This window comes from Azospirillum sp. UENF 211521, assembly GCF_058780535.1.
This window is the reverse complement of the sequence record NZ_JBSNCF010000002.1, coordinates 1,331,838-1,344,717: the sequence shown is the minus strand read 5'-3', so window position 1 is coordinate 1,344,717 and position 12,880 is coordinate 1,331,838. Positions and strand designations below refer to the sequence as shown.

Here is a 12,880-nt window from a genome sequence, read left to right as displayed (position 1 = left end):
TACCGTTGTTCGGCGGGCGATTTTCTGGGCTTTTCAGCCCTTTTTCGCGGGTCTTTTGGTGGGCTAGGCCGGGGTCACGGTCGCATCCTCGATGTGGAAGCGTTTGGCCGCCCCGCCGAGCGGTCCGAAGACCGAATCGTCGGTGCCGGTCATCCAGGCCTGGGCGCCCAGAGCCAGGATTTCGTCGAACAGCGCCTCGCGCCGCTGCGGGTCGAGATGGGCGGCCACCTCGTCGAGCAGCAGCAGGGGAGCGGCGCCGCGCTCCGCCGCCAGAAGGCGGGCGTTGGCCAGCATGATGGCGATCAGCAGCGCCTTCTGCTCCCCGGTGGAGCAGAGCGCCGCCGGCATGTCCTTCTGGGCGTGGCGCACCGCGAGGTCGCTCTTGTGCGGCCCCAGCGTGGCGCCGCCGCCGTCCGAATCGGCGCGCCGGCTGTCGCGCAGCGAGCGGCGCAGCGCGTCTTCGGCGGCCAGCGCCGGGCCCTCGTCCAGCCAGCGCTCCACCGTGCCCTGGACCGTCAGGTCGGCGCCGGGGAAGGGGCCGACGGCCCGCCCGCAGGCGGCGCGCAGCCGCTGCACCACGTCGCGGCGGGCGGCGGCCACGGCGACTCCGGTGGTCGCCATTTGGTCCTCCAGCCCGCCCAGCCAGCCCTCGTCGCCGTTCCAGCCGCGGTGCCCCTCGCGCAGCAGGCGGGCGCGCTCGCGCAGGGCGTGCTCGTAGCGGCTGAGTCGGCCGGCGTGGGCGGGGTCGAAGCCGAAGACGAGGCGGTCGAGGAAGCGGCGGCGCCCGCTGGAGCCTTCCAGAAACAGCCGGTCCATCTGCGGGGTCAGCCAGACGACGGCGACATGCTCGGCCAGCACGGTCTGGCCCTTGGCGGGATGGCCGTCCACCCGAACGACGCGGCGGTCGCGCTCCGCTCCGGACGCCATCTGGGGGCCGATCTCGCGGCCGGTGCCGATCTCCACCGGGCCGGTGGGGGTGTCGAGAACGGCGGCGACCGCCCAGCCGGCGCCGTTGTTGGGGCCGTTGCCGGGGCCGATCCGCTCGACCTCCGACAGCTTGGCGCCGCGCAGGCCGCGTCCGGGAGCGAGGAAGCTGACCGCTTCGAGCAGATTGGTCTTGCCGGCGCCGTTCGGCCCGGTCAGCACCACGGGGCGGCGGTCGGGCTCCAGGCGCGCGCTGTCATAACCGCGGAAGCGGGTCAGGGTCAGGCGCGTCACCGCCAAGGCGGCCGGAGTGTCCACCACGGGGGCGGGGTAGGGCGAAGTCTGTCTGGCGTCGAGCAAAGCGTCCGATCCGGGATGCGGGGGCCGGGCCGCCGCACCCCGTCAGACACGGGGTCCGGAGCGCACCGGCCCGAAAAGCGCCGATCCGTCCGGACCGGTCACACACGCATCGGCATCAACACGTAAAGGGCCGTGGCGTCGGCGACGTCGCGCACGATGGTCGGCGACGCGGCGTCGGCCAGCGAGAAGCGCGCGCCCTCGCCCTCGATCTGCTGCGTGATATCAAGCAGATAGCGCGAGTTGAAGCCGATTTCCAGGGGGCCTTCCTGGTAATTGACCTCCAGCTCCTCCGTCGCGCTGCCGGCCTCGGGGCTGGTGGCGGACAGGGTCAGCGTGCCGCGGGTCAGCGACAGCTTCACGGCCCGGCTCTTCTCGGTGGAGATGGTGGCGACGCGGTCCACGGCGGCGGCGAACAGCTTGGCGTCCACCTCCATCGTCTTGTCGTTGCCGACCGGGATCACCCGCTCGTAATCCGGGAAGGTGCCGTCGATCAGCTTGGAGGTCACGACCACCGAATCGAAGGCGAAGCGGATCTTGTTGTCCGACAGCGACAGCTCGATGCGGTCGGCGGCCTCGTCGATCAGCTTGCGGATCTCGTTCACGGTCTTGCGCGGAACGATCACGCCGGGGATGCCGGCGGCGCCCTCCGGCAGCGGCATCTCGACCCGCGCCAGACGGTGGCCGTCGGTCGCCACGGCGCGCAGCACCGGCAGCTCGGCCCCGCCGGCCTTGGCCTTGGCGGCGTGCAGGTAGATGCCGTTGAGGTAGTAGCGCGTCTCTTCGGTCGAGATGGCGAAGCGGGTGCGGTCGACCAGCGCCCGCAGGTCGCCCGCCGTCAGGTCGAAGCGGTGCGGCAGGTCGCCGCCGGACAGCTGCGGGAAATCGTCGACCGGCAGGCAGGACAGCTTGAACTGCGAGCGGCCGGCGCGCAGCGTCAGGATCGTGCCGTCGCCGCCGATGTCCAGCTCCACCTGGCTGCCGTCGGGCAGCTTGCGCACGATGTCGTACAGCGTGTGGGCCGGGGCGGTGGTGCCGCCGGAGCGGGTCACCGTGGCCGGGACCGTCTCGACGATCTCCAGGTCCATGTCGGTGGCGGCCAGCGACAGCTCGCCGTCGTTCGCCCGCAGCAGCACGTTGGACAGGATGGGAATGGTGTTCCTGCGCTCCACCACGCTCTGCACATGACCAAGGGACCGGAGAAGGGCGGCGCGTTCGATGATGATGTTCATGCTGGTCGTCGTCTCGGCAGGTCGTGTTTTTTGCGATTCGCAGGCGTACCCATGCCGGTCCGGCCGCAATCCAGCGGGCCGGAACGGGGGCGCATGATACCACAACGTCGGTTTTGCCGAACCAAATTCGTTCGGCGTGGCCGGGCGGTCGCCGGAAAGGACGATTCCGGCCCATCCGGAGGCCCGTGACGCCCCCGCGGGGTGCCGCCGTAGGGGGAATGCGGCCGGGGCGGGAGGGCGCGCGATTCGCGCTGGGGCGACTCTACCGCCCACCCTCCGCCGCGAATTGCGCGTCCAGCCCGGCGCGGTAGTCGGGGTAGGCCAGCTCGACACCGAGCTGGCGCTTGATGCGGTCGTTCTTCACCCGGCGGCAGTCGGCGTAGAAGCTGGCGGCCATCGGCGACAGGCCGGCCTCGTCGAAGGGCACCAGCGGCGGCGGCTCGACCCCCAGCAGGCCGCAGGCGTAGCTCACCACCTCGTGGGAGGGGGAGGGAAGGTCGTCGGCGACGTTGTAGACCGCGCCCAGCGTCGGCTTGTCCATCGAGGCGCGCAGCGTCGCCGCGATGTCCTCCACATGGATGCGGCTGAACACCTGACCGGGCTTGTCGACACGCCGGGCGGTGCCGTCGCGCACGTTGTCCAGCGCGCTGCGCCCCGGCCCGTAGATGCCGGCCAGCCGGAAGAGATGCATCGGCACGCCGTACTGACGGTAGAGATTCAGCCAGCCGCGCTCCGCCTCGACGCGGCGCTTCTGCCGCTCGCCGGTCGGGCGCAGCCACGCCGCCTCGCCCACCCATTCGCCCTGGGTGTCGCCGTAGACCCCGGTGGTGGAGAGGTAGCCGGCCCAGTCGAGCGTCCGCAGGTCCGCCAGATCCATGGCGTGCTGGTCGAGCACCGGGTCGCCCCGCTCGTCGGGCGGCACGCTGACCAGCAGATGGGTGGTGCCGGCGAGCGCCGCACGGGCGTCCTCCAGCGGGCGGCCCCGGTCGAACAGGAACGCCTCGACGCCCTGCGCCTCCAGGGCGGCGCGCTTGTCCTCGCCGCGGCAGGTGGCGGCGATCCGCCAGCCCTCGGCCTTCAGCCGGTCGGCGAACACGCGGGCTGTGAAGCCCAGGCCGAAGACGAACAGACGGGGTGAAGCCATGTCTTGCGGGGTCCTTGCGTCGGGAGCGGCAATGACGGAGTGTAAGGCCGCCATGAACCGACGCAACGCTTACCTCATCACGGCCGCGCTGGCGCTCCTCTCCGCCGGCCCGGCCTTCTCCGCTCCCACCGTCGATCACAACCGGGAGTTCCAGGCCTGTCTGACGCTCGCCGAGAAGCGCCCGGCCGAGGCGCTGGAGAGCGCGCAGACCTGGCTGAACCGCGGCGGCGGCGACCATGCCCGGCTGTGCCAGGCGCTGGCGCTGTTCCACAAGGGCGACTTCACGACCGCCGGGGCGCGGCTGGAGGAGCTGGCCCCGGTGCTGGGCAAGGACGACCCGAAGGCCGGGGCCTCGATCCTCGGGCGGGCGGGCTGGGCGTGGCTGCGCGCCGGCGACAATGTGCGGGCGGAGCGGGCCTACAGCAGTGCCCTGGCGCTCCAGCCGGAGGACGTGGACCTGCTGATCGACCGCGCCATCGCGCGGGCCGAGACGGAGCGCTTCTGGGACGCCGTGGCCGACCTGGACGCCGCGCTGAAGAAGGACCCGCAGCGGGCCGAGGCCTATCTCTACCGCGCCGCCGCCCACAAGGCGCTGGCCAACGACCGGCAGGCCGTCGCCGACATCGACCGCGCGCTGGAGTTGCGCCCCGGCGATCCCGACGCCCTGCTGCTGCGCGCCACCATCAAGGCGCAGACCGGGAATCTGCCGGGGGCGCGGGAGGATTGGAGCCAGATCGTCCGCAACACGCCGAACAGCGCGGCGGCCAAGACGGCGCAGGCCAACCTCGACCGCTCGGCCAAGGCGCCCGCTCCCGCGCCGGCGGCCAACGCGAAGGGCGGTGCGGCCCCCGCAAAGCCATAATCGGATTGTGGGTGTTACGCTAATTTCACAGGGCTCCTGCGACATTTGGCGGCTGGACGAGTGCGAACGCTTCGCAGGATCATCCGCGGCGAAGAGGGGCGGACAGGAACGCGCCCCCCACCTCCCGGTGCGATCAGGTGCAGCCATGAGCGGTCATCCCACCCCCGAAACGGGCCAGTCCCCCGGCGGACGGCATTTGGGCGAGTTGAAGAAGGGCGAGCGCGCCCGCGTGACCGGCGTCGATGAGCGGGGGGTCGTCACCACCCTTCCCGAAGGGGAGCTGGAGCGGCGCATGATCGAGATGGGGCTGGTCGAAGGCTCCCACGTCGAGGTCCTGCACGAAGCCTTTCCGGGCCGCGACCCCATCGCCATCCGCGTGAACGAGCACACGCTGGCGCTCCGCCGCGCCGAGGCGCGCGCCGTGCTGGTGGCGCCCGCCGCCTGACGCGCGGCGCCATCTCCTTTCTTTAAAGCGACCCCCTGCAAGGACATCCGGCCATGTCGGTCCTGGACTCCGCCCTGCCGCCGCGCATCGCGCTGGTCGGCAACCCGAACTGCGGCAAGAACCGCCCTGTTCAACGCGCTCACCGGTTCCCGCCAGAAGGTGGCGAACTACCCCGGCGTCACCGTGGAACGGAAGATCGGGCATTTCGTCAGCCCGCTCGGCCGCCGCGTCCAGGTGATCGACCTGCCGGGCACCTACAGCCTGCGCGCCCGCTCCCCCGACGAGGAGGTGACCCGCGACGTCGTGCTCGGCCGCTTCTCGCACGAGGACAGCCCCGACCTGCTGGTCTGCGTCGCCGACGCCACCAACCTGCGCCTGAACCTGCGGCTGGTGGTCGAGCTGAAGCGGCTGGGCCGCCCGATCATCCTGGCGCTGAACATGATGGACGCGGCGGAGAAGCGCGGCTGCCGCATCGACGCGGCGGCGCTGTCCGCGGCGCTCGGCGTGCCGGTGGTGCCGACCGTCGCCATCCGCCGCGGTGGCGTCCAGCCTCTGCTGGAGCAGATCGACGGCGCCATGGCCATGGCGTCCGATGCGGCGGCGGACGCGGCGGACAACCCCGCCCCCTGCGGCTGGAGCGAGCCTTCCTCGCGCGACCTGCGGGCCTACCACCAGGAGGTCGAGGGGCTGCTGGCCGGCTGCGTGGCCGACGCCGGCCTGCCGCCGCTGGCGACCCGGCGGGTGGACGCCGTGCTGCTGCACCCGGTGTTCGGGCTGGCCTTCCTGTTCCTCGTGCTGTTCCTGATGTTCCAGGCGGTGTTCGCCTGGGCCGAGGCGCCGATGAACCTGATCGACGGCGCGGTCAGCGGGCTCAAGGACTGGGTGGCCGCCACCCTGCCGGACGGCGCGCTGCGCAGCCTGCTGACCGACGGCATCATCGCCGGGGTGGGCAGCGTGGTCATCTTCCTGCCGCAGATCCTGGTGCTGTTCTTCTTCATCCTGGTGCTGGAGGCGACCGGCTATCTCGCCCGCGCCGCCTTCCTGCTGGACCGGCTGATGGGCGGGGTGGGGCTGCACGGGCGGGCCTTCATCCCGCTGCTCTCCAGCTTCGCCTGCGCGGTGCCCGGCGTCATGGCGGCGCGCACCATCGAGAACCGGGCCGACCGGCTGGCGACCATCATGATCGCCCCGCTGATGACCTGCTCGGCCCGGCTGCCGGTCTACACGCTGCTGATCGCGGCCTTCGTGCCGGACCGTCCGCTGCTGGGCGGTCTGGTCGGGCTGCCGGGGCTGGTGATGTTCGCGCTCTACGCCGCCGGCATCCTGTCGGCGCTGGCCGTCGCCTTCGTGCTGAAGGGCACGGTGTTCAAGGGCGCGCGCGAGCCGCTGCTGATGGAACTGCCGGCCTACCGCCTGCCCAACCCGCGCGACATCGCGCTGGGCCTGTTCGAGCGGGCCAAGGTCTTCCTGGCGCGGGCCGGCACGACGATCTTCGCGCTGATGATCGTCATGTGGTTCCTGGCGAGCTTTCCCGGCGCGCCGGAGGGGGCGACCGAGCCGGCCATCCAGTATTCCATCGCCGGCATGATCGGCCACGCGCTGGAACCGCTGCTGGCGCCGATCGGCTTCACGTGGCAGATCGCCGTGGCGCTGGTGCCGGGCATCGCGGCGCGCGAGGTGGCGGTCGGCGTGCTGGGCACCATCTACGCGCTGAGCGAGAGCGGCGACGCGCTGCAATCCTCGCTGGCCGGGGCGCTGGCCGCCTCCTGGAGCCTGCCGACCGCGCTGTCGCTGCTCGCTTGGTACGTCTTCGCCCCGCAATGCGTCGCCACCCTGTCGGTGGTGAAGCGGGAGACCAACGGCTGGTTCTGGCCGGCGGTGATGTTCGCCTACATGATCACGCTGGCCTACGGGGCGAGCTTCATCACCTACCGCGTCGCGTCTGCGCTGCTGTAAGGGGCTGCTGTAAGGGAAGGGGAGGGCACGGCCATGTGGCAGGATCTTCTGGTTGTCTTGGTGGTGGCGCTGGCCGCGGCGTGGACGGTGTGGCGCGTGATCCTTCCGGCCGGACTGCGCGCCCGCCTGCTGGGCCGCGCCGCGCCACAGGGGACCGGTTGCGGCGGCGGGTGCAAGGGCTGCGGCCCGGCCGGCGGCGGCTCGGGTGGCTGCCACTGAGCCTACAGGGCGGGGACCCGGGCGCCGCCCTTCTTGACCGCGTACATCGCCTGATCGGCGTGGACGATGAGCTGCTGGGAGTCGCGCCCGTCCTGCGGGAAGACCGCGACGCCGATCGACAGGGCGAGCGTCAGCCGCAGCCCGTCGATCAGGATGGGCTCCCCCAGCGCCGCCCGGCATTTCTCGGCCACGGTCTCCGCACCGGCGCGGCTCGCCTCCACCTCCAGGATGATGGCGAACTCGTCGCCGCCGATGCGGGCGATCAGGTCGGCCTTGCGCAGCAGGTCGGACAGGCGGCGGGCCACCACCCGGAGAACCTCGTCGCCCCGGCTGTGGCCATGGGCGTCGTTGATCGGCTTGAAGCCGTCCAGATCGATGTAGAGCAGGGCGAACGGCGTGTTGCCGCGCTCCGCGCGGTCGATGGCCTGCCGCAGCCGCTCGTGGAACATGGCGCGGTTGGGCAGGCCGGTCAGCGCGTCGTGGTGGGCCATGTGGGCCATCCGCGCCTCGCTGGCCCGCAGGGCGGCCTCCTGCTCCCGCAGCTTGCCCAGAAGATAGTTGAAGCCATGCACCAGCTCCCCGACTTCGTCCATGCGGCGGACCGGCAGCGGGGCCAGCTCGACATGCCCGTCGGCCATCTGGTGCATCCGCCGCGCCGCCTCGGTCAGCGGGCGGAAGAAGCGGCGCATGCCGAAGAACAGAACGGTCGCGGCGAAGGCGGCGATCATCAGGCTGTTGGTGATGATGAAGGTCTGCAGGTCCCGCACCCCCTCGAACGCCTCGGACGTGGGCAGGCGGGCGACCAGGAACCAGTCCGCCGTCGGGACGGAGGCTATGGCCGACAGTTCCTCCACCCCCGCCGCGTTGACGGTGATCCCGCTGCCGCGGTAGCCGGCCATGGCCCGGTCGTGCAGCGGATTCACCCCCTCAAGCGGCGTGGCGGCCAGGATCATGTTGTGATCGCTGGCCGAGACGAACAGCTTGTCGCGGGGGGAGACCAGAAGGAAGCCGCCGCTGCGCCCGATGCGGTTTCCCTGGACCAGATTGAGGAAGCCGGGCGACGAGAGGGCCGTGGCGCCGGACAGCACCGCGACCGGGCGCCCGGCGTCGTCGGTGACGGTCATCGCCATGACCACCATCGGCTCCCCGTCGAGGGAGGAGCGGGCGGGCCGCCCGATCACCGGTTCGCGGCTGGACAGCGCCGAGCGGAACCAGTCGCGGTCCGAAACATCGAAGTCCGGCGCCCGATGCCGTTGCGGATAATCGGCGAAAACACCGTGGCCGTCCGGCCGGACGACCATCAGCCCGCGCGAGAACAGGGGCGCGATCTCCTGATGGGTCTTCAGCCAGTCGCGCAGGGCCGCGGGATCGTCGAGGATCGCCAGCGGCAGGCTTCCGGCGGCGCGGCGCAGGAGGTCGAGCCGTGCCTTGATCTTCTCATCGATGTCGTGGGCGACGTAAGACGCCGTCGATTGCTGCTGTGACGAGGTGAGGTCGTCGATCTTGCCCTCCAAAAAGGAGGACAGAACCCAAACGCGCGCGCAGGCGCCGACCAAGACCAGGGCTAGTCCAAACAGCATAAGACGAACGACGATGCTGCGGCACTGCCGACTCAGTCCATTGGTCGCGGCGATGAGCATTCGCAAGCTCTGCTCCTCCAAGAAACCGTTTTCTTATTTCCCAGATGGCCAGGCTTCGCGCCCACCGCCCGCCGAAGATAGACGATGCCACGCCCGTTCGGAAGACGGAAAGGGCAGCGAATCCCCCTCAAATGCACCGGAACTGATTGAAAAAACGAAATATTTCCACCGAGGAGCGAGAAGCCCCCGTGTTGGCTCGCGTCTTTTCCGCGTTGGTGATAACAAAGCCCGTGGTGGGGCGATGCGTCGGGCTGCGCCGCTGTCCGGCCTCCCGCCGTCCCGCCATTCACGGTCCCTGTCCGATCCGGAGCGCCGAGATGCCGAACGACTCCAGCCGAGCCTCCGATCTTCTGTCCTCGGTTGCGGCGCGCCTGTGCGGACCCGCCGGAACGGGGGAGGACCTGAAGGCCATCGCCGATGTCTGCGAGGAGGCGCGGGCCGCGGGGCTGGGCGCCGACCCGGAACGGATGGCTGCGCTGGACAGCGCGGTCGCGGGCGTCGACCCGATCCTGCGGGAATCCGCTCTGGCCCACATCTCCGGCGACCTGCGGCGCTTCGCCCGCATCCTGGACATGGTCGAGCATGTGCTGGACCTAGCGCCACTGGAGGGTGTCAACCAGATCTACTGGTCGATGCAGCGGCAGATCTTCCTGACGCGCATGGACGCGGCGACCCAGCCCGACTTCTTCACCAACAGGCTCTTCCCCTTCTACGAACGCTTCCTGGGCGAGGTGGTGCGGCGCCTGGATCTGCGCCCGGCCCCACGGCCCGCCGGGGCGCCGGCCACCGGGCGGGTGGTGATGGTCACCAACCAGCTCCTGTCCGCGTATCACCAGCCCTCCCGCGACCTGCTGCGGCAGGCGGCCCTTCTGCAGGGGGGCGCCGGGCGGGAGGTGCTGATCCTCAACACCAACATGATGCCGGACCGCTACCACAGCCCCTTCGTCCCGCCCTTCGCTGCGGCCATCGAGGCGCAGTTGAACGGCGAGCAGCTCATCGCCTTCGAGGACCAGCGCTTCCGCCTGATCTCCTCGGTCGAACCGGGCCTGACGGCGGGCAAGCTCAAGGGCTTCCTGGCGGCGGTCGAGGCGTTCGACCCGGACGTGGTGATCGGCTTCGGCGGGTCGGTGCTGCTGGCCGACCTGCTTGGCGCGGTGCGCCCGCTGCTGTGCATCCCGACGACCACCGGCACGCCCGTCACCCTGGCCGACATCGCGCTGGACTTCGGCGGCACCTCCCCGCCGCCGGAAGGGGGGCGCTTCGCCCGCGCGTGGCGGCCGTTCCGCCTGGGCCTGTCGCTGCGCCCGGACGACGGCGCGCCCGCCGCCGCCCGCGCGGATTTCGGCATTCCCGAGAACGCTTTTCCCTGCGTGGTGATCGGCAACCGGCTGGACGCCGAGGTGGGGGCGGCGTTCCTGGCGCTTCTGGAGCGGTTTCTCGACGCGATCCCCCGCGCCGTGGTGCTGTTCGCCGGGGATGCCGGGGCCTTGCCCGGACGGCTTGCCGTCTCCCGCCACGCCGGGCGGCTGCGCAGCCTGGGCTGGGTGGAGCGGATGGACGGGCTGCTGGGGCTGTGCGGCCTCTGCCTGAACCCGCGCCGCACCGGCGGCGGGGCGAGCGCGGCGCAGGCGCTGGCGGCGGGCGTGCCGATCCTGTCCTTTCCCGGCGGCGACGTGGCGAGCGTTGCTGGGCCGGAGTTCCTGGTGACGGACGAGGACGCCTTCATCGCGCGGGCGGCGGCGCTGGCCGCTTCTCCGGAGCGGCTGGAGCAGGCTCGCGCCGCCGCCCGCGCCCGCTTCGCGGCGGTCCAGGGGGAGGGGGGCGACGCCGCCCGCCTCGCCGCCCTGCTGGACGAGGCCGTCGCCCTGCACCGGCAGCGGGCGTGAGGGGGCGGCGATGCGCGTGCTGCTCTGCGGACAGGGAACGTCGGAAATCCTCTGGTCCATCCACGCCGCCCTGGTCGCGCTGGGCCATGAGTCGGTTCTGGCGCTGCCCGACATCTCGCGGGAGGTGATCGACCGGCCGATCGACGTCCTCCTGGCGCTGAACCTGTTCGAGATCCCGCGCGACACGGTGGAGATGCTGGCCGCCTATGTGGCGTCCTTCGGCACGCGTCCGGCCATCGTGCACATCTGCCTGAAGCACCCGCTGGAGGAGATCGGCGCCGCCACCCCCGCGGCGGTGGCGGAGGCGGACCGCTGGATGGAGCGCTGGAACGTCCGGATGTGGTGCATGTGCCCCGGCGTGGCGGAGCAGTGCGGGCGGCTGGGCCTGACGCGGGTGTTCCACGCCCCGCTGGGGGTGCATCCCTGGATCTGCGCCCTGCGGGACGGCGACGGCGCGGTGCATCTCTACAAGCGCTGGATGTCCCAGGCCGATCCCGGGCTGGTCCGCTACCCCTACCGCGCCATGACGGGAGAGGCCGGGGACCGGGACGAGACGCCGCTGGTCGCCGGGCGCTTCGTCTATCTCGGGCAAAGCTGTGCCCCGGCGGACCCCACCGACCCCGCTGTCCGGCGTGCCGCCGAAACCGTCGCCGAGGCGATGCGCGCCCGGCCGGCGCTGCACCGGACGGCGGCCATGGATCTGTGCGGCCTGGGCGGGCCGTCCGCCGATCCTGCCTGGACGCTGGCGTTCAACCGGGCCTTCGCCGCGGTCTTCGCGGTGGAGAACCGCCGGCGCTTCGCCACCGCCCTGCGCGACGCCTTCGGGGAGGCCTTCGCCCTGTGGGGGGACGGCTGGGACCGGCACGGCCTCGCGGCGCATCCGGTCTCCCCGGGCCCGCGCGCCCTCTATCACGAGGCCGCGGCCTGCCTGGATTTCGGAAGCCTCGCCTACGACACGGCGATCTTCCCGCGCACCCTGGAGATCCTGAAGCGCGACGGCCTGCTGGTGAGCTGGCGGCACGCCGACAGCGCCCGGCTGTTCGGCCCCGTCGAGGACGATCTGACCTTCGGCGACGGCGAGGAGGCGGTGCAGCGGTTGGCGGCGTTGCGCGACGACCCGGATCGCCGGGCGCGGCTGCGGTCCGCCCATCGCGACTGGGTGTTCGACCACCTGTCGCTGGAGCGCGTCCTTCCCGCCGTGCTGGCGGACGGATGTCCACTTTCCCCCCATACGCTCTCCCAGTCCACCGATACCTCCGTATAGTTTCCAGGCCGGCCCGCCTCCGGCACTGTAGTGGCGAAGACGAGCCTCCGCGTTGCCCATGGAAGATCGTTATCCGTCTTCCCGTCGCGCCGCGGAACTTTCGCGCGTCCAAAAAAGGAGGGGGTTTTGAGCACGATTTCCACCAAGGACGGCACCCGCATCTTCTACAAGGACTGGGGCAGCGGGCAGCCGGTGGTGTTCTCGCACGGCTGGCCGCTCAGCGCCGACGCCTGGGACGGGCAGATGCTGTTCTTCGGCCAGCAGGGCTACCGGGTCATCGCCCATGACCGGCGCAGCCATGGCCGGTCCGACCAGACCTGGACCGGCAACCACATGGACCAATACGCCGACGATCTGGCCGAATTGCTCGACGCGCTGGACGTGCGCGACGCGGTGATGATCGGCCATTCGACCGGAGGTGGCGAGGTCGCCCGCTACATCGGGCGCCACGGCACCGGGCGCGTCGCCAAGGCCGTGCTGGTCGGCGCGGTGCCGCCGATCATGCTGAAGACCGCGGCCAACCCCGGCGGTCTGCCGATGGAGGTCTTCGACGGCATCCGCAAGGGCACCTACGACGACCGGTCGCAATTCTTTCTCGACCTGACCATGCCCTTCTACGGCTTCAACCGCGACGGCGCGAAGGTGTCGGAGGGGATGCGGCAGTCCTTCTGGCTCCAGGGCATGATGGCCGGGATCAAGGGCGCCTACGACTGCATCCAGCAGTTCTCGGAAAGCGACTTCACCGAGGATCTGAAAAAGATGGCGGTCCCGACGCTGCTCATCCACGGCGACGACGACCAGATCGTGCCCATCGACGCGGCGGCCCGCCGCGCCGTGGAGATCGCGCCGCAGGCGACGCTCAAGGTCTACGAGGGGGCGCCGCACGGCCTGACGGCCACCCACCAGGACCGCTTCAACGCCGACGTGCTGGCCTTCATCAAGGGGGCGTGA

At 71.2% G+C, this 12,880-nt stretch carries 11 protein-coding genes; 7 read left to right on the top strand and 4 right to left on the bottom strand.

The annotated features are described in order from the left end of the window. Window positions 1-63: 63 nt before the first annotated feature. The 3 genes from recF to ACWPN5_RS22905 all read right to left on the bottom strand — a co-directional run bounded on the left by recF (window position 64) and on the right by ACWPN5_RS22905 (window position 3,657). Window positions 64-1,284 carry a DNA replication/repair protein RecF gene (recF, locus tag ACWPN5_RS22915; protein WP_492297538.1) on the bottom strand — a complete coding sequence of 407 codons (1,221 nt, stop codon included), beginning with the start codon at window positions 1,282-1,284 and terminating at the stop codon, window positions 64-66. A gap of 98 nt (window positions 1,285-1,382) precedes the next feature. Further along, a complete protein-coding gene (dnaN, locus tag ACWPN5_RS22910; RefSeq protein ID WP_145681111.1) occupies window positions 1,383-2,513 on the bottom strand; it encodes a DNA polymerase III subunit beta in 1,131 nt (376 codons plus the stop codon). Between the two features lie 262 nt (window positions 2,514-2,775). After that, window positions 2,776-3,657: an SDR family oxidoreductase gene (locus ACWPN5_RS22905; RefSeq protein WP_145681110.1), complete on the bottom strand. Its 882-nt coding sequence runs from the start codon at window positions 3,655-3,657 to the stop codon at window positions 2,776-2,778. A gap of 52 nt (window positions 3,658-3,709) precedes the next feature. On the opposite strand from ACWPN5_RS22905, the gene ACWPN5_RS22900 reads away from it, so the two are divergent. The 4 genes from ACWPN5_RS22900 (at window position 3,710) to ACWPN5_RS22885 (ending at window position 7,139) form a co-directional block, all read left to right on the top strand. Beyond that, window positions 3,710-4,519 carry a tetratricopeptide repeat protein gene (locus ACWPN5_RS22900; RefSeq protein WP_492297536.1) on the top strand — a complete coding sequence of 270 codons (810 nt, stop codon included), beginning with the start codon at window positions 3,710-3,712 and terminating at the stop codon, window positions 4,517-4,519. 145 nt (window positions 4,520-4,664) lie between these two features. Beyond that, the gene (locus tag ACWPN5_RS22895) at window positions 4,665-4,964 is read left to right on the top strand and encodes a FeoA family protein (RefSeq protein ID WP_051658377.1); all 300 of its coding nucleotides are present in this window, start codon (window positions 4,665-4,667) and stop codon (window positions 4,962-4,964) included. A 159-nt stretch (window positions 4,965-5,123) separates the two neighbouring features. Further along, a complete protein-coding gene (gene feoB / locus ACWPN5_RS22890; protein ID WP_492297534.1) occupies window positions 5,124-6,920 on the top strand; it encodes a ferrous iron transporter B in 1,797 nt (598 codons plus the stop codon). A 33-nt stretch (window positions 6,921-6,953) separates the two neighbouring features. Next, entirely contained in the window at window positions 6,954-7,139 is a 186-nt protein-coding gene (locus ACWPN5_RS22885; RefSeq protein WP_145681107.1) for a hypothetical protein, read from the top strand. 2 nt (window positions 7,140-7,141) lie between these two features. On the opposite strand, the gene ACWPN5_RS22880 is transcribed toward ACWPN5_RS22885, so the two are convergent. Beyond that, window positions 7,142-8,719, bottom strand: a complete 1,578-nt coding sequence (locus tag ACWPN5_RS22880; RefSeq protein ID WP_492297532.1) for a bifunctional diguanylate cyclase/phosphodiesterase — start codon at window positions 8,717-8,719, stop codon at window positions 7,142-7,144. Window positions 8,720-9,096: 377 nt separating this feature from the next. On the opposite strand from ACWPN5_RS22880, the gene ACWPN5_RS22875 reads away from it, so the two are divergent. The 3 genes from ACWPN5_RS22875 (at window position 9,097) to ACWPN5_RS22865 (ending at window position 12,880) form a co-directional block, all read left to right on the top strand. After that, the gene (locus tag ACWPN5_RS22875) at window positions 9,097-10,665 is read left to right on the top strand and encodes a glycosyltransferase (RefSeq protein WP_492297530.1); all 1,569 of its coding nucleotides are present in this window, start codon (window positions 9,097-9,099) and stop codon (window positions 10,663-10,665) included. 10 nt (window positions 10,666-10,675) lie between these two features. Then, window positions 10,676-11,929, top strand: a complete 1,254-nt coding sequence (locus ACWPN5_RS22870; protein WP_492297529.1) for a glycosyltransferase family protein — start codon at window positions 10,676-10,678, stop codon at window positions 11,927-11,929. Between the two features lie 126 nt (window positions 11,930-12,055). After that, entirely contained in the window at window positions 12,056-12,880 is an 825-nt protein-coding gene (locus tag ACWPN5_RS22865; protein ID WP_145681103.1) for an alpha/beta fold hydrolase, read from the top strand.

Excerpts from the sequence above, each read along its gene's own strand:
- ACWPN5_RS22895 (WP_051658377.1), top strand. The coding sequence starts at position 4,665 with ATGAGCGGTCATCCCACCCCCGAAACGGGCCAGTCCCCCGGCGGACGG.
- ACWPN5_RS22905 (WP_145681110.1), bottom strand. The coding sequence starts at position 3,657 with ATGGCTTCACCCCGTCTGTTCGTCTTCGGCCTGGGCTTCACAGCCCGC.
- ACWPN5_RS22870 (WP_492297529.1), top strand. The coding sequence starts at position 10,676 with ATGCGCGTGCTGCTCTGCGGACAGGGAACGTCGGAAATCCTCTGGTCC.
- dnaN (WP_145681111.1), bottom strand. The coding sequence starts at position 2,513 with ATGAACATCATCATCGAACGCGCCGCCCTTCTCCGGTCCCTTGGTCAT.
- ACWPN5_RS22885 (WP_145681107.1), top strand. The coding sequence starts at position 6,954 with ATGTGGCAGGATCTTCTGGTTGTCTTGGTGGTGGCGCTGGCCGCGGCG.
- ACWPN5_RS22875 (WP_492297530.1), top strand. The coding sequence starts at position 9,097 with ATGCCGAACGACTCCAGCCGAGCCTCCGATCTTCTGTCCTCGGTTGCG.
- ACWPN5_RS22900 (WP_492297536.1), top strand. The coding sequence starts at position 3,710 with ATGAACCGACGCAACGCTTACCTCATCACGGCCGCGCTGGCGCTCCTC.
- ACWPN5_RS22880 (WP_492297532.1), bottom strand. The coding sequence starts at position 8,719 with ATGCTGTTTGGACTAGCCCTGGTCTTGGTCGGCGCCTGCGCGCGCGTT.